The sequence below is a fragment of the Streptomyces sp. NPDC090032 genome, from assembly GCF_044748025.1.
Classification (GTDB): domain Bacteria; phylum Actinomycetota; class Actinomycetes; order Streptomycetales; family Streptomycetaceae; genus Streptomyces.
The window spans coordinates 200,672-222,242 of the sequence record NZ_JBIVFF010000009.1 but is presented as its reverse complement, the minus strand read 5'-3'; the positions used below and the strand labels follow the sequence as shown (position 1 = coordinate 222,242).

General features: G+C 70.7%; 21 protein-coding genes and 1 pseudogene. 8 read left to right on the top strand and 14 right to left on the bottom strand.

The features are described 5' to 3' along the window. The 6 genes and pseudogenes from ACIPWY_RS23775 to ACIPWY_RS23750 all read right to left on the bottom strand — a co-directional run bounded on the left by ACIPWY_RS23775 (nt 1) and on the right by ACIPWY_RS23750 (nt 7,035). A complete protein-coding gene (locus ACIPWY_RS23775) occupies nt 1-636 on the bottom strand; it encodes a YceD family protein (protein ID WP_362904913.1) in 636 nt (211 codons plus the stop codon). 154 nt (nt 637-790) lie between these two features. Next, the gene (locus ACIPWY_RS23770) at nt 791-1,849 is read right to left on the bottom strand and encodes an ATP synthase F0 subunit B (RefSeq protein ID WP_362904911.1); all 1,059 of its coding nucleotides are present in this window, start codon (nt 1,847-1,849) and stop codon (nt 791-793) included. Between the two features lie 73 nt (nt 1,850-1,922). Next, nucleotides 1,923-2,402: a pantetheine-phosphate adenylyltransferase gene (coaD, locus tag ACIPWY_RS23765; RefSeq protein ID WP_199841845.1), complete on the bottom strand. Its 480-nt coding sequence runs from the start codon at nt 2,400-2,402 to the stop codon at nt 1,923-1,925. A gap of 26 nt (nt 2,403-2,428) precedes the next feature. Further along, nucleotides 2,429-3,043 (bottom strand): annotated as a pseudogene (rsmD, locus tag ACIPWY_RS23760) (16S rRNA (guanine(966)-N(2))-methyltransferase RsmD); the annotation flags it as partial. Nucleotides 3,044-3,106: 63 nt separating this feature from the next. After that, complete coding sequence (gene recG, locus ACIPWY_RS23755) at nt 3,107-5,335, bottom strand: ATP-dependent DNA helicase RecG (protein ID WP_393704258.1); 2,229 nt, start codon at nt 5,333-5,335, stop codon at nt 3,107-3,109. A gap of 38 nt (nt 5,336-5,373) precedes the next feature. Continuing rightward, the gene (locus tag ACIPWY_RS23750) at nt 5,374-7,035 is read right to left on the bottom strand and encodes a DAK2 domain-containing protein (RefSeq protein WP_362904789.1); all 1,662 of its coding nucleotides are present in this window, start codon (nt 7,033-7,035) and stop codon (nt 5,374-5,376) included. 247 nt (nt 7,036-7,282) lie between these two features. Between ACIPWY_RS23750 and rpmB the strand changes: the two genes are divergently transcribed. The 4 genes from rpmB (at nt 7,283) to ACIPWY_RS23730 (ending at nt 11,960) form a co-directional block, all read left to right on the top strand. After that, nucleotides 7,283-7,468, top strand: coding sequence for a 50S ribosomal protein L28 (gene rpmB / locus ACIPWY_RS23745; protein WP_003951095.1), 186 nt, complete (start codon nt 7,283-7,285; stop codon nt 7,466-7,468). Between the two features lie 129 nt (nt 7,469-7,597). After that, nucleotides 7,598-9,889, top strand: coding sequence for a BTAD domain-containing putative transcriptional regulator (locus tag ACIPWY_RS23740; protein WP_393704255.1), 2,292 nt, complete (start codon nt 7,598-7,600; stop codon nt 9,887-9,889). A 24-nt stretch (nt 9,890-9,913) separates the two neighbouring features. After that, nucleotides 9,914-10,618, top strand: a complete 705-nt coding sequence (locus ACIPWY_RS23735) for a tetratricopeptide repeat protein (RefSeq protein ID WP_393704253.1) — start codon at nt 9,914-9,916, stop codon at nt 10,616-10,618. 34 nt (nt 10,619-10,652) lie between these two features. Then, nucleotides 10,653-11,960, top strand: a complete 1,308-nt coding sequence (locus tag ACIPWY_RS23730; protein ID WP_362904785.1) for an FAD-dependent monooxygenase — start codon at nt 10,653-10,655, stop codon at nt 11,958-11,960. A 5-nt stretch (nt 11,961-11,965) separates the two neighbouring features. Here ACIPWY_RS23730 and ACIPWY_RS23725 read toward each other — a convergent pair whose 3' ends face one another. Next, complete coding sequence (locus ACIPWY_RS23725) at nt 11,966-12,931, bottom strand: thiamine-phosphate kinase (RefSeq protein WP_393704251.1); 966 nt, start codon at nt 12,929-12,931, stop codon at nt 11,966-11,968. Between the two features lie 224 nt (nt 12,932-13,155). Between ACIPWY_RS23725 and ACIPWY_RS23720 the strand changes: the two genes are divergently transcribed. Together ACIPWY_RS23720 and ACIPWY_RS23715 are read left to right on the top strand one after the other, a co-directional pair. Continuing rightward, nucleotides 13,156-13,389 carry an Lrp/AsnC ligand binding domain-containing protein gene (locus ACIPWY_RS23720; protein WP_362904783.1) on the top strand — a complete coding sequence of 78 codons (234 nt, stop codon included), beginning with the start codon at nt 13,156-13,158 and terminating at the stop codon, nt 13,387-13,389. A 20-nt stretch (nt 13,390-13,409) separates the two neighbouring features. Continuing rightward, nucleotides 13,410-13,901 (top strand): DUF3515 domain-containing protein, encoded by a 492-nt coding sequence (locus ACIPWY_RS23715; RefSeq protein ID WP_393704248.1) that lies wholly within the window; start codon nt 13,410-13,412, stop codon nt 13,899-13,901. Between the two features lie 30 nt (nt 13,902-13,931). Here the strand turns inward: ACIPWY_RS23715 and ACIPWY_RS23710 are convergent, their stop codons facing one another. Genes ACIPWY_RS23710 through ACIPWY_RS23700 form a run of 3 tightly spaced genes read right to left on the bottom strand, consistent with a single transcriptional unit; the run spans nt 13,932 to nt 16,953 of the window. After that, nucleotides 13,932-15,089, bottom strand: coding sequence for a D-alanine--D-alanine ligase family protein (locus ACIPWY_RS23710; protein ID WP_393704246.1), 1,158 nt, complete (start codon nt 15,087-15,089; stop codon nt 13,932-13,934). A 56-nt stretch (nt 15,090-15,145) separates the two neighbouring features. After that, nucleotides 15,146-16,156, bottom strand: a complete 1,011-nt coding sequence (locus ACIPWY_RS23705) for an NAD(P)H-dependent glycerol-3-phosphate dehydrogenase (RefSeq protein WP_362904777.1) — start codon at nt 16,154-16,156, stop codon at nt 15,146-15,148. After that, the gene (locus tag ACIPWY_RS23700; protein ID WP_362904775.1) at nt 16,153-16,953 is read right to left on the bottom strand and encodes a lysophospholipid acyltransferase family protein; all 801 of its coding nucleotides are present in this window, start codon (nt 16,951-16,953) and stop codon (nt 16,153-16,155) included. The genes ACIPWY_RS23705 and ACIPWY_RS23700 overlap by 4 nt, the downstream gene beginning before the upstream one ends. 165 nt (nt 16,954-17,118) lie before the next feature. On the opposite strand from ACIPWY_RS23700, the gene cofC reads away from it, so the two are divergent. Further along, on the top strand, nt 17,119-17,754 hold the full coding sequence (cofC, locus tag ACIPWY_RS23695) for a 2-phospho-L-lactate guanylyltransferase (protein WP_362904773.1): 636 nt from the start codon (nt 17,119-17,121) through the stop codon (nt 17,752-17,754). 13 nt (nt 17,755-17,767) lie between these two features. Further along, on the top strand, nt 17,768-17,989 hold the full coding sequence (locus ACIPWY_RS23690) for a hypothetical protein (protein WP_362904771.1): 222 nt from the start codon (nt 17,768-17,770) through the stop codon (nt 17,987-17,989). A gap of 95 nt (nt 17,990-18,084) precedes the next feature. On the opposite strand, the gene ACIPWY_RS23685 is transcribed toward ACIPWY_RS23690, so the two are convergent. From ACIPWY_RS23685 to leuC, 4 genes are all read right to left on the bottom strand, one after another. After that, nucleotides 18,085-18,747: an HU family DNA-binding protein gene (locus ACIPWY_RS23685; protein WP_362904769.1), complete on the bottom strand. Its 663-nt coding sequence runs from the start codon at nt 18,745-18,747 to the stop codon at nt 18,085-18,087. 138 nt (nt 18,748-18,885) lie between these two features. Further along, nucleotides 18,886-19,116 carry a hypothetical protein gene (locus tag ACIPWY_RS23680; protein ID WP_362904767.1) on the bottom strand — a complete coding sequence of 77 codons (231 nt, stop codon included), beginning with the start codon at nt 19,114-19,116 and terminating at the stop codon, nt 18,886-18,888. Nucleotides 19,117-19,385: 269 nt separating this feature from the next. Beyond that, nucleotides 19,386-19,979: a 3-isopropylmalate dehydratase small subunit gene (gene leuD, locus ACIPWY_RS23675; protein WP_362904766.1), complete on the bottom strand. Its 594-nt coding sequence runs from the start codon at nt 19,977-19,979 to the stop codon at nt 19,386-19,388. A gap of 6 nt (nt 19,980-19,985) precedes the next feature. After that, a complete protein-coding gene (gene leuC, locus ACIPWY_RS23670; RefSeq protein ID WP_362904765.1) occupies nt 19,986-21,416 on the bottom strand; it encodes a 3-isopropylmalate dehydratase large subunit in 1,431 nt (476 codons plus the stop codon). Between the last annotated feature and the right edge of the window lie 155 nt (nt 21,417-21,571).

Sequence of the window (21,571 nt, the reverse complement as noted above, 5' to 3'; positions counted from 1 at the left end):
CTACTTCTCCTGCTTCTCGTCGACGCCAGCTTCGGCGCCGCTCATCTCGTCCTTCTCGCCGTCCTGGATGGTCCCGGCGAGTCCCTGCAGTGCCGCCCAACGGATGTCGACGGCGTCGTGGTGGTGGTCCGGATCGTCCGCGAGCCGAGCTCCGCACTGGGAGCACAGACCCGGGCAGTCGTCCTGGCACACCGGCTGCATCGGCAGTGCGAGCACTACCGCATCACGCAGCACAGACTCGAGGTCGAACATGCCGTCCTCAAGAAAGAGCCTGTCCTCGTCTTCCTCGGCGTCGTCGGCCGGTTCCGCGGTGCGGCCCCGATCGTCGGCGTCAGGGTACGAGAACATCTCCTGGAAGTCCGCGTCGACCTCGAGGCCGAGCGGCTCCAGACACCTTACGCACTCCCCCTGAGCCGATGCACGGGCGGTGCCTGTGACAAGCACCCCTTCCATGACCGACTCGAGACGGACCTCGAGCTCCACCGGCGCGCCTTCCGGCACTCCGATGACCCCTTCGATACCGAAGTCCTTGGGGGCGTCGACCGTGCGGGTCAGCCGCTGCTGGGCACCAGGACGCCGTCCCAGCTCGTGCGTATCGAACACGAGAGGGTTGCGGTGGTCGAGGTGCGTACTCAGGGCTGGTCCTGCTTTCGGTCTTCGATGCTCAAGTTTCTCAAGCTGTTCAAGGGGTTTCGCTGCCCCGAACGTTCCCGGGCAGCTGAGATCGCGGACGTACGCGCGACCGAAGAGCCAGGATACTGGACCTTTCGCTCACGGCCCAATCCGTCGGTCAGCGCCCCTGTTCGTACTGCCTCAGCTGCTCCGTGCTGATCATGCCCGTGTCGAAGAGGCTGGTCTCGTCGAGCGCCGCCGGCTCGTGCGCCGCCTGCGGCTGCGCGTAGCCCGCCTGAGCCTGGTCGTAGCCCTGCTGCTGATGCTGCTGGTACGCGTACGGGTCCTGCTGTTGCTGGTACGCGTACGGGTCCTGCTGGTACACGGCGTACGGGTCCTGCTGGCCGTAGGGCTGCTGCTGGTAGCCGTACAGATCCTGCTGCGGGTCCTGCTGCTGGGCGTACACCGGCTGCTGGGCCGGGATCTGCGGGGCCTGGGGGATCTCCCGGCCCGGCTCCGCGGGGGCGCTGCCGATCTCCGCGAGTCCGGCGAGGTAGTCGGCGTCGCTGGTGTGCAGGCCGTCCTCGCCGAGGGTGCCGAGCTCGTCGCTGGCGACCCTGCCCTGGAGCGTGTGCCGGCCGCGGCCGACCGCCTCCAGGGTCTTGGCGAGAACCGCCTCGAAGGCGCCGAGCTTCACGTCCACGTACGAGTCGGCGTCGCGGCGCAGGGTCTCGGGGTCGTGGCTGCGCTCGGGGGCGTCCTCGTCCTCGTAGCCCTGGGCGTCGACGCCGGGGCCGGTGCCGAGGAGTTTCTCGCGGCCGCGGCCCACGGAGCCGAGGGTCTTGGTGAGGACGACCTCGAAGTTGGCGAGCTTGGAGTCGACGTAGTCGTCGGCCTCCGCGCGGATCTCTTCGGCCTCCTTGCGGGCCTCGGTGAGGATCCGCTCCCCTTCGTCCTGGGAGCGGCGCGCGACCTCGGTGTCTGAGATCAGCGAACCACGCTCGGCGTGCGCCGTCTCGATGATCCGCTCGGCCTCCTGACGGGCCTGCTCGACCATCTGCTCGCGGCCGCCGATCAGCTCCTCGGCCTGCGCGAGGGAGCCGGGCAGCGCCTGGCGCACCTCTTCGAGCATCGCGAGCAGGTCGGCGCGATTGACCACGCACGAGGCCGACATGGGCATGGACCGGGCATTGCCGACCGCGGCGACGATCTCGTCGAGCTTCTTCTGCACGTCCACCGTGTGCTCGCCACTCTCTACAGGGGTGTTGGAGACGGACAAGGCGACTGTACGGCCAACTGGCGCCCTGATGTCACTTCTTGGGGAGGCGCTGGGTGAGCGCCTCGAAGACCACCGGCGGCACCAGGTGGGAGACGTCGCCACCCCAGGCCGCGACCTCCTTCACCAGCGACGAGGACAGGAAGCTGTACGTCGGGTTGGTGGGGACGAAGAGGGTCTCCACGCCCGTGAGGCCGTTGTTCATCTGGGCCATCTGCAGCTCGTAGTCGAAGTCGCTGACGGCGCGCAGGCCCTTCACGATGGCCGGGATGTCGCGCTGCTTGCAGAAGTCGACGAGCAGTCCGTGGAAGGACTCGACCTCGACGTTGCCGAACTCGGCGGTGACCTCGCGGATCAGCTCGATCCGCTCCTCGATCTCGAAGAGACCCTTCTTCGACTGGTTGATCATCACCGCGACGTGCACGACGTCGTACAGCTTGGACGCTCGGCCGATGATGTCGAGGTGGCCATTGGTGATGGGGTCGAACGACCCCGGACAGACGGCGCGGCGCAACGTGAGTCCCTCGCTCTCCGGTCCGGTCACGGCGCTTCCTCGCACGTGACGGTGCTCTTCAGGGCGGCGCGACCGTACCAAAACGTTCCCTCGCCGTAGCGACGGGACCTCAGTGCTTCAAATCCCTCCGGCCACGGGAAAACACCGCCCCTGGTGCTTCGCTCCACGGTGACGAGCGCTTCGTCCGTGAGCCAGCCCCCAGAGGCGAGTGTGAGCAGAATCTCCCGAAGATCATCGTCCGGGACGGCATACGGGGGGTCGAGAAAGACCAGGTCGTACGGGGTGGCGGGGGCCGGGCCCCGAACGATCTGTTCCGCTTTGCCCGCTCTGACCTCGGCGCCGGGCAGGCCGAGGGACTTCACGTTCTCGCGGATCGTGCGCACCGCACGGGCGTCGGCCTCCACCAGGAGCGCGTGCCCCGCGCCGCGCGACAGTGCCTCCAGGCCCACGGCACCCGAGCCGCCGTACAGGTCGAGCACGCGCTCGCCGTCCAGGAGGCCGCCGCCGAGCAGCGACTGCCAGGTGGAGAAGAGAGCCTCGCGCGCCCGGTCGGACGTGGGGCGGGTGCCGTTGCCCGGCGGGACGGACAGGCGACGTCCGCCGGCCCGGCCGGCGATCACGCGGGTCATCTGAGTCCTCGTGGAGAGTGGAGTGTGGAGAAGGGGTCGAAGGGGCTGAGGGGACTTACGGGGAACTCCAGTTTGTCAGCCCTTGTCGAGGTACTGCTCACGCTCCTCGTCCAGGAGCGCGTCCAGGGCCGTGCGCAGCCCCGGCAGGTGCTCCAGATCCGGGTCGGCTGCGACGACGGCCGTCGCCTCCTGGCGGGCCTCGGCGATGATCTCCTCGTCCTCGATGACGGCGAGCATGCGCAGCGACGAGCGGACGCCGGACTGGGCCTGGCCGAGGACGTCGCCCTCGCGGCGCTGCTCGAGGTCGATGCGGGAGAGCTCGAATCCGTCGAGCGTGGCGGCGACGGCGCCGAGGCGGGCCCGGGCCGGACTGGCCTCCGGCATCTCGCTGACGAGGAGGCACAGGCCCGCCGCGGAGCCACGGCCGACGCGGCCGCGCAGCTGGTGGAGCTGCGAGACGCCGAAGCGGTCGGCGTCCATGATCACCATGGCCGTGGCGTTCGGCACGTTCACCCCGACCTCGATGACCGTGGTCGCGACCAGGACGTCCGTCTCGCCCGCGGCGAAGCGCCGCATCACGGCGTCCTTGTCGTCGGGCTGCATCCTGCCGTGCAGAACCTCCACCTTCAGCCCCCGCAGGGCGCCGTGCGCCAGCTCTTCGGCCACGTCCAGGACGGCGAGCGGCGGCCGCTTCTCCGCCGCGTCCTCGGCCGACTCCTTCTTGGCCCCCTTGCCGCCCTTGCCCTTCTTCGCGCTCTGCTCCTCCTCGTCGCCGATGCGGGGGCAGACGACGTACGCCTGATGCCCGTTCTCCACCTCCTCGCGTACGCGCTCCCAGGCGCGCGCGAGGAAGTGCGGCTTGTCGGCGGCGGGCACGACGTGGGTGGCGATCGGCGAGCGCCCGGCGGGCAGCTGGTCGAGGACGGACGTCTCCAGGTCACCGAAGACCGTCATCGCGACCGTACGGGGAATGGGAGTGGCCGTCATGACCAGCAGGTGCGGGGGCTGCTTGCCCTTGCCGCGCAGCGCGTCGCGCTGCTCGACGCCGAAGCGGTGCTGCTCGTCGACGACGACCAGACCCAGGTCGTGGAACTGGACCTTGTCCTCGATCAGGGCGTGCGTCCCGATGACGATGCCCGCCTCGCCCGTGACGAGGTCGAGAAGGGCCTGACGGCGGGCCGCGACGCCCATGGAGCCCGTGAGCAGGACCACCTTGGTGGAGTGCTCGGCGCCTCCGAGCATCCCGCCCTGGGCGAGCTCGCCCATCATCTCGGTGATGGAGCGGTGATGCTGCTGGGCGAGAACCTCGGTCGGGGCGAGCATCGCGGCCTGCCCGCCCGCGTCGACCACGGCGAGCATGGCGCGCAGCGCGACCATTGTCTTCCCCGAGCCGACCTCTCCCTGGAGCAGCCGGTGCATGGGGTGTTCGGTGGCGAGGCCGTCGAAGATCTCCTTGGAGACCTTCTGCTGGCCGTCGGTGAGGGTGAAGGGGAGCTTCGCGTCGAACGCCGTGAGCAGGCCGTCCGGGCGGGGGACGCGGGCCACGGCGGGCAGCTGCGCGTCGGCGAACCTCCGCCTGGCGAGGGCGACTTGGAGGACGAAGGCCTCGTCCCACTTGAGGCGGGCGCGGGCGTCGGCGATGTCCGCCTTCGTGTGCGGCCGGTGGATCTTCAGGAGTGCCTCGGGCAGCGGGACGAGACCACGGCCCTCGCGCAGGGAGTCCGGCAGCGGGTCGAGGGCCTCCTGGGCGCTGGGCAGCACCATGTCGACGGCCTTGGCGATCTTCCAGGACTCCAGCTTGGCGGTGGCCGGGTAGATCGGGATGAGCGCGCCGGCCCAGGAGCCGATCGCCTCGTCGACCTCGCCGGCGTCCAGGGCGTCGGCCCGCAGCAGCTCGTACGCCGGGTGCGCGAGCTGCATCTTGCGGTTGAAGACGGAGGCCTTGCCGGCGAACATCGCGCGTGTGCCGGGCAGGAGGTCCTTGTGCGGCTTGTGGATGCCGCGGCCGAAGAAGACCAGCTGGAGCTGGCCGCTGCCGTCGGTGATGGTGACTTCGAGGCGCTGCCCGCTGCCGCCGCCGAACCTGAGGATGCGGGCGCTCGCGACCTGGGCGACCACGGTGACGTGCTCGTCGAGGGGCAGGTCGGCGAGGCGCGTGAGCTCGCCGCGCTCCGCGTATCTGCGCGGATAGTGGTGAAGGAGGTCACCGACCGTGTGCAGGCCTAGGTGCTCGGCCGTCACCTTCGCGGTGGCGGGACCGATCACCTTCTTCAGGGGTTCTTCGAGCGCGGGCACGAGATCCATTGCACACCACGCCACTGACAAAGGGGACTACGCGGGGGCTACTCCACGCCGATCAGCATGAGCGCCGAGTTCCGCCCGCCCCGGTAGACGACGGTGTCGACGGCCAGGTACGTCTCGCGTACGTGCCGTTCGAGCCGGTCGGCGACCTCGTCGGGCACGTCGTCGCCGAGGACGAGGGTGACCATCTCGCCGCCCGCGGCCAGCATCCGGTCGAGCGTCGTACGGGCTGTCCGCGTGACGTCTTCGCCGATCACGGCGACGTCCCCGTCGATGAGGCCGAGGAAGTCCCCGGCCTGGCAGATGCCGGCCATCGTCCACGACTGCCGCTCGGCGACGGCCAGTTCGGCGTAGCGGGTCGCGCCGGCCGCCGACGTCATCGCGACGACGTCCTCGTCGAAGCGTCGCTCCTTCTCGTGGACGGCGAGCGCGGCGATGCCCTGGACCGCGGACCGGGTGGGGATCAGAGCGACGCGCACGCCTTCGGTGCGGGCCTGCTCGGCCGCCGCGGCGGCGGTGTGGCGCAGCTCGGCGTCGTTCGGCAGGAGCACCACTTCACGCGCGTGCGCGCGCCGGATCGCCTCGACCAGTTCACCGCTGCCGGGCGCCTCGCCGGGCCGCTCGGGTACGACGGTGGCGCCCGCCTCGCTGTACAGACCGGCGAGTCCCTCTCCCGGGACCACGGCGACGATCGCGCGCTGGGCGGGCTCGCCGGTGGGCGCGGAGCCCTTGGTGGGGTGCGTCATGTGGGCGTCGCCGACGGCGAAGTGTGTGATGCGGATGCGGTACGGCCGGCCGGCCTCGACACCCGCCTCGACGGCGGCACCCGCGTCGTCGACGTGCACATGGACGTTCCACAGCCCGTCGCCGCCGACGACGACCAGGGAGTCGCCGAGGCCGTCGAGCCGGGTCCGCAACCGCGCCACGGCCTGGTCGTCGGCCTCCAGGAGATAGATGACCTCGAAGGCGGGCCCTTCGCCGTCGGCGCACTCCAGGGGCTGGTCGGCGGCCACGCGCGCGTGGTGCACGCCCCGACCGCCCGCGGGTGCCACCGGATCGCCCGAGAGCGCCTCGGTCAGGGCGCCGAGGACGGCCACGAGCCCGCGCCCGCCCGCGTCCACGACACCCGCGCGCCCCAGGACCGCGAGCTGCCCCGGCGTCGCGTCGAGCGCCGCACGGGCACCGTCGTACGCGGCACGGGCCACGTCACCGCAGTCCGCGGAGGGACCGTCGGCGGCGTCCGCCGCGGCGGCGGCCACGGTCAGGACCGTGCCCTCCACGGGATGCGCGACCGCCTCCCTCGCGGACTCGGCGGCCCGGCGCAGGGCGCGGCGCAGGCTGTCCCCATCGGCGCTTTCGCTGTGATCCCCCTCACCGCCGGCGTCACCCGCGAGGACCTGGGACATGCCGCGCAGGAGCTGGGCGAGGATCGTTCCGGAGTTTCCGCGGGCCCCGATGAGGGCTCCGTGAGCCATCGCGCGGACCACGTCGGGCAGCGCGGGCGGCGCGGGTTCGAGTCCCGCGAAGACGGCTTCCACGGCCTGCACCGCGGACTCGACGGTCAGGTACAGATTGGTGCCTGTGTCCCCGTCCGCGACGGGATAGACGTTGATCGCGTCGATCTCCTCGCGGTCCCGCCCGAGCGCCTCCAGGGCCAGTGCGCACCAGGCGCGCACCGCGTGGACGTCGAGCACCTGCGGCACCTGCGCCTCCTAGAGCAGCCGAACTGGCATCGCAGCGTAGACCCCGGAGGGGGTCCCTCCGGAAGAGGGCCCGGGACGGCAACCGGGTCAACCATGGTAGTTTCGTTCTACCGAAGCAGCCGTTGTATGCTGCTCCGGTTGCCCGATATCCATCGGGCCTTCCCCTGGCACCGCCACTCAGATCCTCCGATCCGATCCCGGCATGCCGGGATCAACCGTAAGTGCATCTGAAGTCTTGGAGTGACCCGTGGCTGCCAACTGCGACGTCTGCGGCAAGGGGCCGAGCTTCGGCAACAACATTTCGCACTCGCACCGCCGTACGTCCCGTCGCTGGAACCCGAACATCCAGCGTGTGCGTGCAGTGGTCGGGCGGACGCCGAAGCGGCTCAACGTCTGCACCTCGTGCATCAAGGCCGGCAAGGTCTCGCGCTGACGTAACGCGTAGCGCGGCCACCTAGCTGGTTGCTTGAAGGACCGGTCCCCTCGGGGACCGGTCCTTTTTTATGCCGTGAAGAGTCCCGGTCTCATGCCGTGAAGAGGCCCGGCTGCCACAATCTGCCCAATGCGCTTCGGCATCCTCGGCCCCCTCGACGTACGCGCGCCCGACGGCGCCTCGCTCGACCCCGGCGGTCCGCGTCCGCGCGCCTTGCTGACGCTGCTGCTCCTGGAGGCGGGCCGCACCGTCCCGGCGGAGCGCCTGATCGACGGCCTGTACGGGGACGAGCCGCCGGCCGGCGCCGCGAACGCGCTCCAGTCGCAGGTCTCACGGCTGCGCAAACGGCTCTCCTTGGACATCGAGGCCACCCCGGCCGGCTATCGGCTGGCCGTCGGCCCGGACGACGTGGACGTGCACCGTTTCGAGCGGCTGGCCGCCGAGGGCGAGCGGGCGCTCACCGCCGGGGACCCCGACCGGGCGGCCGCACTCCTCGGGGAGGCCCTCGGGCTCTGGCGCGGTCCCGCGCTCGTCGACCTTCCCGCCGTCTTCGGCAGCCGTCTCGACGAGGTCAGGCTCACCGCCGCCCGGACCCGCATCGAGGCGGAACTCGCGCTCGGCTCGGGCGGCGCCCTCGTTCCTGAGCTGCGGGAACTGATCACCGCCCATCCCCTGAGCGAACGCCTCTACGGTCAGCTGATGCGCGCCCTCCACGCGGACGGGCGGCCCGCGGAGGCGCTCGCCGTGTACGAGGAGGTGCGCCGCGTTCTCGCCGACGAGCTGGGGGCGGATCCCTCGGCGGAGCTCTCGGCGCTCCACCTGGAACTCCTGCGGGGACGCGAACCCGCGCGCGGGCGGGGGGTTCCCGCCCAGCTGACCCGGTTCGTCGGACGGACCGACGAACTCGCGCGGATCGACGCGCTGCTCGCCGGGTCCCGGCTCGTGACGCTGACCGGTCCCGGCGGCGCGGGCAAGACCCGGCTCGCGGCCGAGGCCGCCCGCGGCAGAGCCGATGTCTGCTGGGCCGAGCTGGCGCCCCTCGCCGACGGGGAGCAGGTGCCGTACGCGCTGCTCGCGGCGCTCGGAGTGCATGAGGGGTTCCGCGGGCCTCAGGGGGATCCGGTCGAGCGGCTGATCGACGCGCTGGAGGAGCGCGAGGTGCTGCTCGTGCTCGACAACTGCGAGCACCTCGTCGACGACGCGGCCCGTACCGCGGTCGCGCTGCTCGGCGCGTGCCCCGGGCTGCGGATCCTCGCCACGAGCCGGGAGTCGCTCGGCATCACCGGCGAGGCGCTGTGCCCGGTGCCCCCGCTCGCCGCGGGTCCCGCCGCGCGCCTGTTCATGGACCGGGCGGCCGCCGTACGGCCCGATGCCGATCTGCACGCGCGCGTGGAGGCCGTTCACGGCATCTGCGAGGCCCTCGACGGGCTGCCGCTCGCCATCGAACTCGCCGCGGCCCGACTGCGCACACTCACCCTCGACGAACTCGCCGCCCGCCTCGGCGACCGCTTCCGGCTGCTGTCCCGCGGCGACCGCACCAAGGCGCCCCGGCACCGCACGCTGCGCGCGGTCGTCGAGTGGAGCTGGGAGTTGCTCGACGAGGAGGAGCGGGATCTCGCGCGGCGGATGGCCGTGTTCGCCGGCGGGGCGTCCGGAGGCGCGACGCCGGCCGCGGTCGAGGCCGTGTGCGGGGTGCCGTACCCGGAGGACCTGTTGGCCTCGCTGACGGAGAAGTCCTTCCTGGACGCGGCCGGCGGGCGCTACCGGATGCTTCAGACGATTCGCGCGTTCTGCGCGGAGCACCTGGCCGACGAGGGCGAACTGTCGCGGCTGCGGGACGCGCACGCCACGTACTTCCAGGGCCTGGCGGCGCAGGCGGAGCCGTATCTGCGCGGTGGCGGGCAGTTGCCGTGGCTGGCGGCGCTCGGGGCGGAGCGGGACAACCTGTCGGCGGCCCTACGCCATCTCGTGCGCGCCGACCCGCGCGCGGGGCTGCGGCTGATGGCGGACCTGTCCTGGTTCTGGCGGCTGCGCGGGCTGCACGGCGCGCATGTGCCGCTGGCGCGCGAGCTGTTCGCGGCGCTCGGGGACGAGTGGCCGCAGGACCTTGCCGAGGAGTACGTCCTGTGTGTGATCAACACGGTGACGGGCGACGGGAACGACCCTCGCGAGCCGGAGCGCCTGGCGCGCGCGGAGGCCGTGCTCGCGTCCCGGGACCACGCGCTGCGGCGGCCGTTCGTGGTGGTCCTGTGGTCGGTGGCGTACGGGCCGCAGCACGCCGTGCACGAGCGGGTGCGCCGGCAGGTCGGTGAGGAGCCCTGGGGGCTCGCGCTGCTCGAAGTCGGCCTGGGCTTCCAGGAGTGGTTCGCGGGGCGACCCGTCACGTCGGAGGAGCACTTCGAGCGGGCGCTCGACGGCTGACGGGCGACCGGGGACCGGTGGGGCATGGCCAACTGCCTCGATCCGCTGGGCATGTTCGCGAACTGGCGCGGCGACCGGGAGCGGGCCCTGGAGCTGCTCGACGAGGGTCTCGCGCACGTGGCCGCGCTCGAAGCACCTGAGGAGACCGCCGACCTGCTGCACCGGCGCGCGTACACCCTGCTCCACCAGGGCCAACTCCCGGACGCCGCCGACCACTTCGCCCGGTCCGCCGCATTGGCCCGTACGGCGGCCGCCCCCGACAAGGTGGCGAGCGCGCGGCGCGGGCTCGGCGACGTGGCGCGGATCGGCGGGGACGCGGAGCACGCGCGCGTGCACTACGAGGCGGCCCTCGAACTGTGTGCCGCGAACTGGTTCAGCGTCGGCGAGACCGTGCGGACCCTCATCGGTCTGGGCCGGGCCGCCCTCGCCGCGTCCCGGCCCGACGAGGCCACCGACTGGTTCGAGCAGGCCCTCGCTCTCTGCGACGGCCCCACGCGCGTCCTCGAACTCGCCGATGTGGCCGAGGCGTTGGCCTCCGTGGCGCAGGATCCGCGCGAGGCCGCGGTGCTCCTGGGCGCCGGTGCGGGGCTGCGCGGCCTCGCGCTCGCCGGGGACCCGGACGTCGCCTCCGTAGCGGAGCGGGTCCGTGCGGCGCTCACTCCGGAGACGTACGAGAAGGCGTTCGCAGAAGGCAGAGCGATGCGGTCAGCGGCGGTCAGCCGACGGTAAGCGGGCGGTCAGGGCCGCCCGCGACGCTCGGTGCATGGAGAACACACACCACACCCCGGCCCCTTACTCATCGAATTACGCGTCGACCCGGCTGTCTCATCTCGACGTCCTGGTCTCCGGCGCCAGCATCGCCGGCCCCGCCGCTGCCCTCGCCCTGTCCCTGCACGGAGCGCGCGTCACCGTCGTCGAGAAGGCCCCCGCCCTGCGCGAGGGCGGCTTCGCCGTCGACTTCCGCGGACGGGTGCACCGCACCGTCCTGACCGCGCTCGGCGTCCACGACGACATCCATGCCCGCCAGACCCACATGGGCCCGCAGACGGTCGTCGACGCGGACGGCACTCCGCGCGTCGATCTGCCGGCGGAGCTGATGAGCGGCGACGTGGAGATCTTCCGCGGCGACCTCTCGCAGATCCTCCATGAGCACAGCCTGTACGAGCACGGCAAGGACGAGCACGGCAAGGGCGCCGTGGAGTACGTCTTCGGCGACTCGATCGCCACCTTGGCCGAGGACGACAACGGGGTGGACGTCACCTTCGAGCGCGCGGCCCCGCGCCGCTTCGACCTCGTGGTGGCGGCCGACGGGCTGCACTCCCCCACCCGCCGCCTCGCGTTCGGCGACGAGTCGCGGTACCTGCGCTTCCTCGACCACTACGTGGCGGGCTTCGGCATCCCCAACCACCTGGGCCTCGACCGCACCGGACTCCTGTACAGCGACCCGGGCCGCGCGGTCGGCGTCAGCAACTACGACGGTGACCCGGACCGCGCGGGCGCGCTCCTCGTGTTCCGCTCCGCGCCCCTCGACTTCGACCGTGGGGACGTGGACCGGCAGAAGCGGATCCTCGCGGAGCGGTTCGCCGGCATGGGCTGGCAGGCGCCGCGGGTCCTGGAGGCGCTGGCGGACGCCGACGATCTGTACTTCGACGCCATCGCCCAGATCCACGTCGACCGGCTCACCAAGGGCCGCGTGGTCCTGCTGGGCGACGCCGGGTACGGCGCCACGATGGGCGGCATGGGCACCGGCGTCGCGATCGTCGGCGCGTACGTCCTGGCCGGTGAACTGGCCCTGGCCGGCGGCGACCACCGCACCGCGTTCGCCGCCTACGAGGCGCAGATCGGGGACTTCGCGAAGGGCTGCCAGAAGATCTCGGGCAACGCGGGCCCGTTCTTCGCCCCGCCCACCGAGCGGAAGATCCGCAGCCGGGACCGGATGTACCGGCTGCTCAGCTCCCGCCTGATGGCCGGGTTCTTCAAGCGCCTGACGGAGAAGGCCGCGACCGCGCTGGATCTGAAGGACTACCCCGCCCTGCTGGCCTCACCGGCCGCGCACGGTCGCGGCCGGTGAGTCCGTCAGGCCTCTATGCCCCCGAAGTGGTCCCAGCCACCCTTGTTCGTCCAGGGCGCGCCGTCGACCGTCACCTGGGGCAGCGCCGACGGGTTGAGGACCTCGCCGATCACCTTCCAGCGGGCGGGCAGCTTCACGTCCGGCGGGAAGGTGGCCACGATCGCGTGGTCCTCTCCCCCGGTCAGCACCCACTGGATGGGGTCGACGCCGACGGCCTGCCCGATGTCGTTCATCTGCGAAGGCACGTCGACCTTCCCGGACTTGATGTCGATACGGACCTTGCTGGCCTCCGCGATGTGCCCGAGGTCGGCGATGAGGCCGTCGCTGACGTCGCACATGGCGGTGGCGCCGAGCCCGGCGGCCGCGGGGCCCGCGTGGTACGGCGGTTCGGGCCTGCGGTGGGCCTCGACGAAGGCGCGGGGCGAGCGGAAGCCGCGCGAGAGGACCGCGTGGCCGGCCGCGGACCAGCCGAGCCAGCCGGTCACCGCGACCACGTCGCCGGGCTGTGCGCCGGCGCGCGTGACGGGCTCGTGGTTGCGCATGTCGCCGAGCGCGGTGATCGCGACGGTGATCGTGTCACCGCGTACGACATCACCGCCGACGACGGCGGCGCCCGCGACCTGGCACTCGTCGCGCAGGCCGTCCATCAGCTCGTTCGGCCAGCTGGCGGGGAGTTCGGCGGGGACCACGAGGCCGAGCAGGAGCGCGGTCGGGACGGCGCCCATGGCGGCGATGTCCGCGAGGTTCTGCGCGGCCGCCTTGCGCCCGACGTCGTAGGCCGTGGACCAGTCGCGGCGGAAGTGCCGCCCTTCGAGGAGGATGTCCGTGCTCACGACGACCCTGCGGTCCGGCGCGGCCACCACGGCCGCGTCGTCGCCCGGGCCGAGTCGTACGGCCGGGGTGGTGGTGAGCCGGGAGGTGAGCTCTCGGATGAGCCCGAACTCGCCGAGCTCGCCGACGGTGCCCTTCATGCGCGTACTGCCCCTTCTGCCCCGGTCCGCTTGCGGTCGCGAGCCGTCTCTGTCATAGGTACGGTCATTGTCATGGGCGGGACCGTCCCGTTGAACGGTGCCCGCCGTTCTTCAGTCGCAGTGTGTACGCCACAGCCTCCGCGGGTCTCCCCGCGGCGAGCGGCGACGCGATACCGTGGCGTCTCTTCTCCCCACATGATCCTCGTGGCCGCCCTGGAGGTTCCGTGGTACAGGCGTACATCCTGATTCAGACCGAAGTCGGCAAGGCGTCGACCGTAGCCGAGCTGATCGGCAAGATCCCGGGGGTGATCCAGGCCGAGGACGTGACAGGTCCCTACGACGTCATCGTGCGCGCACAGGCCGAAACAGTCGATGAGCTGGGTCGCATGGTGGTCGCCAAGGTCCAGCAAGTGGACGGCATCACCCGAACTCTGACCTGCCCGGTCGTGCACTTGTAGCCCCCGTCTAACCTTGGCCGGTGAACTTCTTCCGTCACCGGCCTCGTCTTGCCACCGGGCTCCCCGCCCTGGCCCTGCTGCTCGCCGTCTCGGGCTGCTCCTCAGCAGACGACGCGGCTCACGCAGCGGTTCCCACCCCTGACGCCAAGGTCACCGACCTGTGCCGCAACCTGCACAAGAGGCTTCCGGACACGGTGGACGGGCACGGAAGGAACGACCCCTCTCCGCGGTCCGAGCTGACCGCGGGGTGGGGAGATCCGGCGATCATACTGCGCTGCGGTGTCGAACGGCCCGCGCTGATGGACGACCCCAAGGCCCTGCCGGTGAAGGTGAACGGCGTGGGCTGGGCGTACGAGAAGCGCGACGACGGCACGCAGGTGCTCACGACGACGCTGCGGGTCGCCTACGTGGAGGTCACTCTGCCCAAGGAGCTGGCCTCCGAGGGGGCCTCGCCCCTGGTCGACTTCGCCGGTCCCGTCAAGAAGGCGATCCCCGAGGGGATCGCCAACTGACGTCACTGACGTTCTTGTGGCGCTACGGGCCTAGCGCAGGCCCGTCGACCGGTTCAGCGCCGCCTGGATGAGGCGGTCCACCAGCTCCTGGTAGCTCACGCCGCTCTCCTGCCACATGCGCGGGTACATGGAGATCGGGGTGAAGCCGGGCAGCGTGTTGATCTCGTTGATCACGAACTCGCCGTCCTCGGTGAGGAAGAAGTCGGCGCGCACGAGGCCCTCGCAGGACGCCGCGTCGAACGCCTCGACCGCGAGCCGCTGCACCTCGGCCGTCTGCTCCTCGGTGAGCGGCGCGGGCACGATGCCGGACGCCGAGTCGATGTACTTGGCCTCGAAGTCGTAGAAGTCGTGGGCCTGGACCGGCGGGATCTCGGCCGGCACGCTCGCGCGCGGCCCGTCCTCGAACTCCAGGACGCCGCACTCGATCTCGCGGCCGACGAGCGCCGCCTCCACGATGATCTTCGGGTCGTGGCTGCGGGCCTCCTCGATCGCCTCGTCGAGGCCCTCGAAGGAGTCGACCTTGGTGATGCCGATCGACGAGCCCGCGCGCGCGGGCTTGATGAACAGCGGCCAGCCCTGCTCACCGACGAAGTCCGCGATGCGGCGCCGCGCGCCTTCGCGGTCCTGCTCCCACTCGCGCGGCCGGATCACCAGGTACGGACCGACCTTCAGCCCGAACGAGGTGAACACCCGCTTCATGTAGTCCTTGTCCTGACCGACGGCCGAGGACAGGACGCCACAGCCGACGTACGGCGTCCCGGACAGGTCGAGCAGGCCCTGGATGGTGCCGTCCTCGCCGTACGGGCCGTGCAGGACGGGGAACACGACGTCGACGTCGCCGAGGACCTTGGGCACGGAGCCGGGCTCCGTGTAGACGACCTCGCGGCTCGACGGGTCGACGGGAAGCACGACGCCGCCCTCGGCGGACTCGGCGAGCTCGGCGACGTCCGGCACCTTGCGGTCGGTGATGGCCATCCGCTCGGGATCGTCGGCCGTCAGCGCCCAACGCCCCTCCCGCGTGATGCCGATCGGCAGCACGTCGTACTTGGTGCGGTCGATGGCCCGCAGCACGGCGCCTGCGGTGACGACGGAAACGCCGTGCTCGGAGCTGCGACCGCCGAAGACGACGGCCACACGGGGCTTCTGGCCCGACGGGCGGCTGCTCTGGGGAAGGTTCTCGCTGCTCATATCGCGTTGAGCGTACCTGCTGGTAGCAGCGGAGTCAGCGTCCGGCGAGGCCCGCGTCAGCGCCGTTCGGGCTTGGCGCTGCGCGACATCATCTCCTTCAGCGCGACGACCGGGGACTTCCCCTCGTGCACGATGCCGACGACGGTCTCGGTGATCGGCATGTCGACGCCGTGCCGGCGCGCCAGGTCGAGGACCGACTCGCAGGACTTGACGCCCTCCGCGGTCTGCTTGGTGACCGCGATCGTCTCCTGGAGGGTCATGCCCTTGCCCAGGTTGGTGCCGAAGGTGTGGTTGCGCGACAGGGGCGAGGAGCAGGTGGCGACGAGGTCGCCGAGGCCCGCGAGCCCGGAGAAGGTGAGCGGGTCGGCGCCCATCGCGAGGCCGAGCCGGGTGGTCTCCGCGAGCCCGCGCGTGATGAGCGAGCCCTTCGCGTTGTCGCCGAGACCCATGCCGTCGGCGATGCCGACCGCGAGCCCGATGACGTTCTTCACGGCTCCGCCGAGCTCGCAGCCGATCACGTCGGTGTTCGTGTACGGCCTGAAGTACGGCGTGTGGCAGGCGGTCTGGAGGCGCTGCGCAACCGATTCGTCGCTGCAGGCGACGACGGCGGCGGCGGGCATCCTGGCGGCGATCTCGCGGGCGAGGTTGGGGCCCGTGACGATCGCGATGCGGTCCTCGCCGACCTTGGTGACGTCCTCGATGACCTCGCTCATCCGCATGGCGGAGCCGAGTTCGACGCCCTTCATGAGGGAGACGAGGACCGTGCCGGGGGCGAGCAGCGGCGTCCACTCGGCGAGGTTGGCGCGCAGCGTCTGCGAGGGCACGGCGAGGACGGTGAACTCGGCGCCGTCCGCGGCCTCGGCGGCGTCGGTGGTGGCCCTGATGTTGCCGGGGAGTTCGATGCCGGGGAGGTAATCGGGGTTCGTACGCGTGGAGTTGACCGCTTCGGCCAGTTCGGGCCTGCGCGCCCACAGGGTGACGTCGCACCCCGCGTCGGCGAGCACCATGGCGAAGGCCGTGCCCCAGGAGCCGGTTCCGAAGACGGCCGCCTTGACGGGTCGGGTCACTTGCTCTCCTCAGGACTTCCGTGCTCGATGGCGGCCGAACCGGCCTGTTCCGTAAGGGTGTTGGTCTTGGCGGCCTTGCGGCGCTGCGCGATGCGCGCCTCACGGGGGTCGTAACGCCGCTGCGGCGGCTGCTCACCGCGCAGTTCACCGAGCAGTTCGGTGATCGCCGTCATGATGACCTCGGTGACCTCCTTGAGGAGTTCCGGGGTCATCTCCTTGTCGTAGAAGCGCTCCAGGTCGACCGGCGGACCGGCGAGGACGTGATGCGTCTTGCGCGGCAGCAGGTCGGGCTTCTTCGCATACGGCGCGAGCACGAGGTTGGCGCCCCACTGGGCGACGGGAATCACGGGGCACTTGGTCTGCAGTGCCACACGCGCGACGCCCGTCTTGGCGGTCATGGGCCACAGGTCCGGATCGCGGGTGAGGGTGCCCTCGGGGTAGAAGGCGACGCACTCCCCGCGCTCGACGGCGTCGATGGCGGCACGGAACGCGCTGAGCGCATTCGTGGTCTCGCGGTAGACGGGGATCTGCCCGGTGCCACGCATGATGGCGCCGATGAACCCCTTCTTGAAGAGCCCGTGCTTGGCCAGGAATCGCGGAACGCGTCCGGTGTTGTACTGGAAGTGCGCGTACGCGAACGGGTCCAGATGCGAATTATGGTTCACCGCGGTGATAAATCCGCCGTCGGCCGGAATGTTCTCCATTCCGCGCCAGTCCCGCTTGATCAGAACCACGAGCGGCGGTTTAGCGATGACCGCCGCCAGGCGGTACCAGAAGCCGATTCTGCGGCGGGACACTCGGACACCTTCCTCTATGGACCCTTGAAGGCCCTCTCGGACCTGGTCAGCCGCACAAGTGTCGCCCCAGGCCGCCGGTCTGTCGAGAACACCGTACGCCCGCACGTTTATGCCCACCTCACGCGCCAGGTCACAATGAGCGCGACCCGAAGGGACGGACCTCACGTGCACTGGACCCTGGTGATCCCGCTGAAACCCCTGGTGCGGGCCAAGAGCAGGCTGGCGCCCACCGCGGGGGACGGGGTGCGTCCCGGGCTCGCGCTGGCGTTCGCGCAGGACACCGTGGCTGCCGCGGCCGCCTCGGCCGGGGTGCGGGATGTGGTGGTAGTCACGGACGACGCGCTCGCCGGGAGGGAGCTGGCCACCCTGGGGGCCCTGATCGTCCCCGATGCCCCGGGAGCGGGTCTGAACGCCGCTCTGGCGCACGGTGCGGCGACTGCGCGGGCCCGGCGCCCGGATGCGGCCGTCGCGGCACTCAACGCAGATCTGCCGGCGTTGCGGTCGGCGGAATTGTCCCGGGTTCTCGCGGATGCCGCGCTATTTCCCCGCGCATTTCTCCCCGATGCCGCGGGAATCGGAACGACACTTCTCAGTGCGGGCCCCGGAACGGAATTGCGCCCCGCATTCGGCACCGCGTCCCGCGCGCGTCATGCCGCGTCCGGCGCGGTGGAACTCCCGCTGACGGGCGTCGACTCCGTACGCCAGGACGTGGACACCGGCGAGGACCTGCGGGCGGCACTGTCACTCGGCGTCGGCCCGCGCACCGCGGGGGCGGCCGCCGGGCTGCTGATCCCGGACTGAGTACGCTGCCTGCATGCAGGCGACCGCGTACACATACGACTCCGACTCCCGCTGCGGCAGCGTGCTGCTCGACGACGGCACCCCCATCCCCTTCGACGCCCCGGCGTTCGACGCGGGCGGCCTCAGGCTGCTGCGCCCCGGGCAGCGGGTCCGTATCGAGGTCGAAAGTGAGAGTGAAGGCGAGGGTGAAGGCACGGCGCTGCGCATCACGCTGGTGACGCTGCAGACGCTCTGATCCCCTTCTGAACTGGGCTTTCGCGAAACACCGCGGGCCGGGCTCCCCGAGGGGAGCCCGGCCCGGCGCGTGAGGGGCCCTCGAGGCCGTCGCCCTTACTTCTTGCGGGCGGTGGTCTTCTTGGCGGTCGTCTTGCGCGCAGTGGACTTCTTGGCGGGCGCCTTCTTGGCCGTGGCCTTCTTGGCGGGCGCCGTCTTCTTCGCGGTGGCCTTCTTCGCGGCGGTCTTCGCCGGGGCGGCCTTCTTGGCGGTGGTCTTCTTCGCCGTGGCGGTGGCCTTCTTGGCGGTGGCCTTCTTCGCCGTCGCCGTGGCCTTCTTCGCCGTCGTCTTCTTGGCGGTGACCTTCTTGGCGGTGACCTTCTTCGCCGTGGCCTTCTTGGCGGTGGCCTTCTTGGCCGCGGCCTTCTTGACCGTCGCCGAAGCGCCGCCGGTCAGGCTGCCCTTGGGCGCCTTCTTCACGGCCACGTCGTTCTTCGGGAGCTTCTTCGAGCCCGCGACGAGGTCCTTGAAGCCCTGACCGGCACGGAAACGCGGAACGGAGGTCTTCTTGACCCGTACGCGCTCACCCGTCTGCGGGTTACGGGCGTAGCGGGCCGGGCGGTCGACCTTCTCGAACGAGCCGAAGCCGGTGACCGAGACCCGGTCCCCGCTGACGACGGCACGGACGATGGCGTCCAGGACCGCGTCGACGGCGTCCGCGGCCTGCTGACGGCCGCCGACCTTGTCGGCAATCGCTTCTACGAGCTGCGCCTTGTTCACGTCTTCCCCTTCGGAGACATTGCCGGAACGTATCCGATCCGGCTTTTTCGCACGTTAGGCAGATATATACCGCAAATCAAACACGAAACGGGCTAATCACCCTTGTGCCGCAACGAACTCGGGCTGTCTCGAAGTTCTTCAGTGGCCCTCTTGTGGGAATCGACCCTCGTCGAGGTCCACCATGAATCGGTCCAGCCGCCTTGCCGCATCGGCGAGATCGTGCTTGGCCGCGGCCGTAATGACCAGCAGCTTCCGGGTCAGCGCCATCCGTACGCCCTCCGGGACTTGCAGTGCGCGCACCCTGGAGTGCGCTTCCTTGAGTTGGTCCGCGACCGCCGCATAGAGCTGGAGTTGGCCGTCGTGTCCCATGCACAGATTGTGCCATCTGGGGCGAGTTGTCGCCTCCGCAGGGGGTAACTGCCGTCCCTGGCGGGCCTCCTGGGCCCCTCGACGGGGCGTGCGCGCACCAGCGCCACGGGGCTCGCGTACCCCATGAACACCCTTGAAAACGCGGGGAGTTGAGGCCCCTGGAACGGCGCTTCGCGAGCCGTCGGGGGCCGGACACAGCTGTACCCCCAACCGTCCACGATTGGGGGTACAGAGGCTTGTTGCGATGGCCGGAATCAGCCTTGCAGAGTTCAGATCTGCACGGTCTGCGGCTTGAACGACGGACGCTTGGACTCGTAGTCCGCGATGGCGTCGTCGTTCTGGAGCGTGATGCTGATGTCGTCCAGGCCGTTCAGCAGCCGCCAGCGCGCGTTCTCGTCGAGTTCGAAGGCCGCGGTGACGCCCTCGGCCCGTACTTCACGCGCCTCCAGGTCGACCGTGATCTCGGCCTTGGGGTCGCTCTCCACGAGGTCCTGGAGCGCTTCCACGACCTTCTGATCGAGGACCACGGTCAGCAGGCCGTTCTTGAGCGAGTTACCGCGGAAGATGTCGGCGAACCGGGAGGAGATGACGGCCTTGAAGCCGTAGTTCTGCAGCGCCCACACCGCGTGCTCGCGGGAGGAGCCGGTACCGAAGTCGGGGCCGGCCACCAGGACGGTGGCACCGCGGCGTTCGGCCTTGTTCAGCACGAACTCGGGGTCCTTGCGCCAGGCCTCGAAGAGCCCGTCCTCAAAACCGTCCCTGGTGACCTTCTTGAGCCAGTGGGCGGGGATGATCTGGTCGGTGTCGACGTTGCTGCGGCGCAGCGGGACGGCCCGGCCGGTGTGCGTGGTGAATGCTTCCATGGCTGATCAGACTCCAGCGGGCGTACGGGCGTCAGTGTCGGACAGGTCGGCCGGAGAGGCCAGGTGGCCCAGCACGGCGGTGGCTGCGGCGACCTGGGGCGAGACCAGGTGGGTACGGCCGCCCTTGCCCTGCCGGCCCTCGAAGTTGCGGTTCGAGGTGGACGCGGAGCGCTCGCCGGGGGCGAGTTGGTCGGGGTTCATGCCCAGACACATCGAACAGCCCGCGTGCCGCCATTCGGCGCCGGCCTCCTTGAAGACCTTGTCCAAGCCCTCGGAGACAGCCTGCAGCCCCACTCGCGCGGAGCCCGGAACGACCAGCATCCGTACGCCGTCGGCGACTTTGCGGCCCCCGACGATCTCGGCGGCGGCACGCAGGTCCTCGATGCGGCCGTTGGTGCACGAACCTACGAAGACGGTGTCGACCTTGATGTCGCGCAGCGGCTGCCCGGCGGTCAACCCCATGTATTCCAGGGCCTTTTCGGCGGCGAGGCGCTCCGAAGCGTCCTCGTACGAAGCAGGGTCGGGGACCTGCGCCGACAGGGGCGAACCCTGACCGGGGTTGGTGCCCCAGGTGACGAACGGCGACAGCGCGGCGGCGTCGATGACGACCTCGGCGTCGAATACCGCGTCGTCGTCCGACTTCAGCGTCTTCCAGTACGCCACCGCGGCGTCCCAGTCCTCGCCCTTCGGGGCGTGCGCGCGGCCCTCGAGGTAGGCGAAGGTGGTCTCGTCCGGGGCGATCATGCCCGCGCGGGCGCCGGCCTCGATCGACATGTTGCAGATGGTCATGCGGGCTTCCATCGAGAGCTTCTCGATGGCGGAGCCGCGGTACTCCAGGATGTAGCCCTGGCCGCCGCCCGTGCCGATCTTCGCGATGATGGCGAGGATCAGGTCCTTGGCGGTGACGCCGTCGGGCAGGTCGCCGTCGACGGTGATGGCCATCGTGCGGGGGCGGGCCAGCGGCAGCGTCTGGGTCGCCAGGACGTGCTCGACCTGGGAGGTACCGATGCCGAAGGCCAGCGCGCCGAACGCGCCGTGCGTGGAAGTGTGGGAGTCGCCACAGACGACGGTCGTGCCCGGCTGGGTCAGACCCAGCTGCGGACCGACGACGTGCACGACACCCTGCTCGACGTCACCCAGCGAGTGCAGACGCACACCGAAGTCGGCGCAGTTCTTGCGGAGCGTCTCCAGCTGAACACGCGAGACCGGGTCGGCGATCGGCTTGTCGATGTCGAGCGTCGGGGTGTTGTGGTCCTCGGTCGCGATGGTGAGGTCGAGCCGCCGCACCCGGCGACCGGTCTGGCGCAGGCCGTCGAAGGCCTGCGGACTGGTCACCTCGTGCAGCAGGTGAAGATCGATGAAGAGGAGGTCGGGCTCGCCCTCGGCGCGCCGGACGACGTGGTCGTCCCAGACCTTCTCCGCGAGTGTCCTACCCATCGCTTTCCCTCCGGCCGACATCGTGAGCCGGCCTAACTAGAGATCGTGGTCGCCGACGTCCGTACCCCTCGTACCGGACGTGAACGTCCCGGCCCGTTGGTCTGCGGGCCGCTGTAAGTACAGGGTGTCAAGTTTCACGGCAAATTGAACTTGCG

Excerpts from the sequence above, each read along its gene's own strand:
- leuD (WP_362904766.1), bottom strand. The coding sequence starts at position 19,979 with ATGGAAGCATTCACCACGCACACCGGCCGGGCCGTCCCGCTGCGCCGC.
- ACIPWY_RS23730 (WP_362904785.1), top strand. The coding sequence starts at position 10,653 with ATGGAGAACACACACCACACCCCGGCCCCTTACTCATCGAATTACGCG.
- ACIPWY_RS23725 (WP_393704251.1), bottom strand. The coding sequence starts at position 12,931 with ATGAAGGGCACCGTCGGCGAGCTCGGCGAGTTCGGGCTCATCCGAGAG.
- ACIPWY_RS23690 (WP_362904771.1), top strand. The coding sequence starts at position 17,768 with ATGCAGGCGACCGCGTACACATACGACTCCGACTCCCGCTGCGGCAGC.
- ACIPWY_RS23710 (WP_393704246.1), bottom strand. The coding sequence starts at position 15,089 with ATGAGCAGCGAGAACCTTCCCCAGAGCAGCCGCCCGTCGGGCCAGAAG.
- ACIPWY_RS23735 (WP_393704253.1), top strand. The coding sequence starts at position 9,914 with ATGGCCAACTGCCTCGATCCGCTGGGCATGTTCGCGAACTGGCGCGGC.
- ACIPWY_RS23740 (WP_393704255.1), top strand. The coding sequence starts at position 7,598 with ATGCGCTTCGGCATCCTCGGCCCCCTCGACGTACGCGCGCCCGACGGC.
- ACIPWY_RS23680 (WP_362904767.1), bottom strand. The coding sequence starts at position 19,116 with ATGGGACACGACGGCCAACTCCAGCTCTATGCGGCGGTCGCGGACCAA.
- leuC (WP_362904765.1), bottom strand. The coding sequence starts at position 21,416 with ATGGGTAGGACACTCGCGGAGAAGGTCTGGGACGACCACGTCGTCCGG.
- recG (WP_393704258.1), bottom strand. The coding sequence starts at position 5,335 with ATGGATCTCGTGCCCGCGCTCGAAGAACCCCTGAAGAAGGTGATCGGT.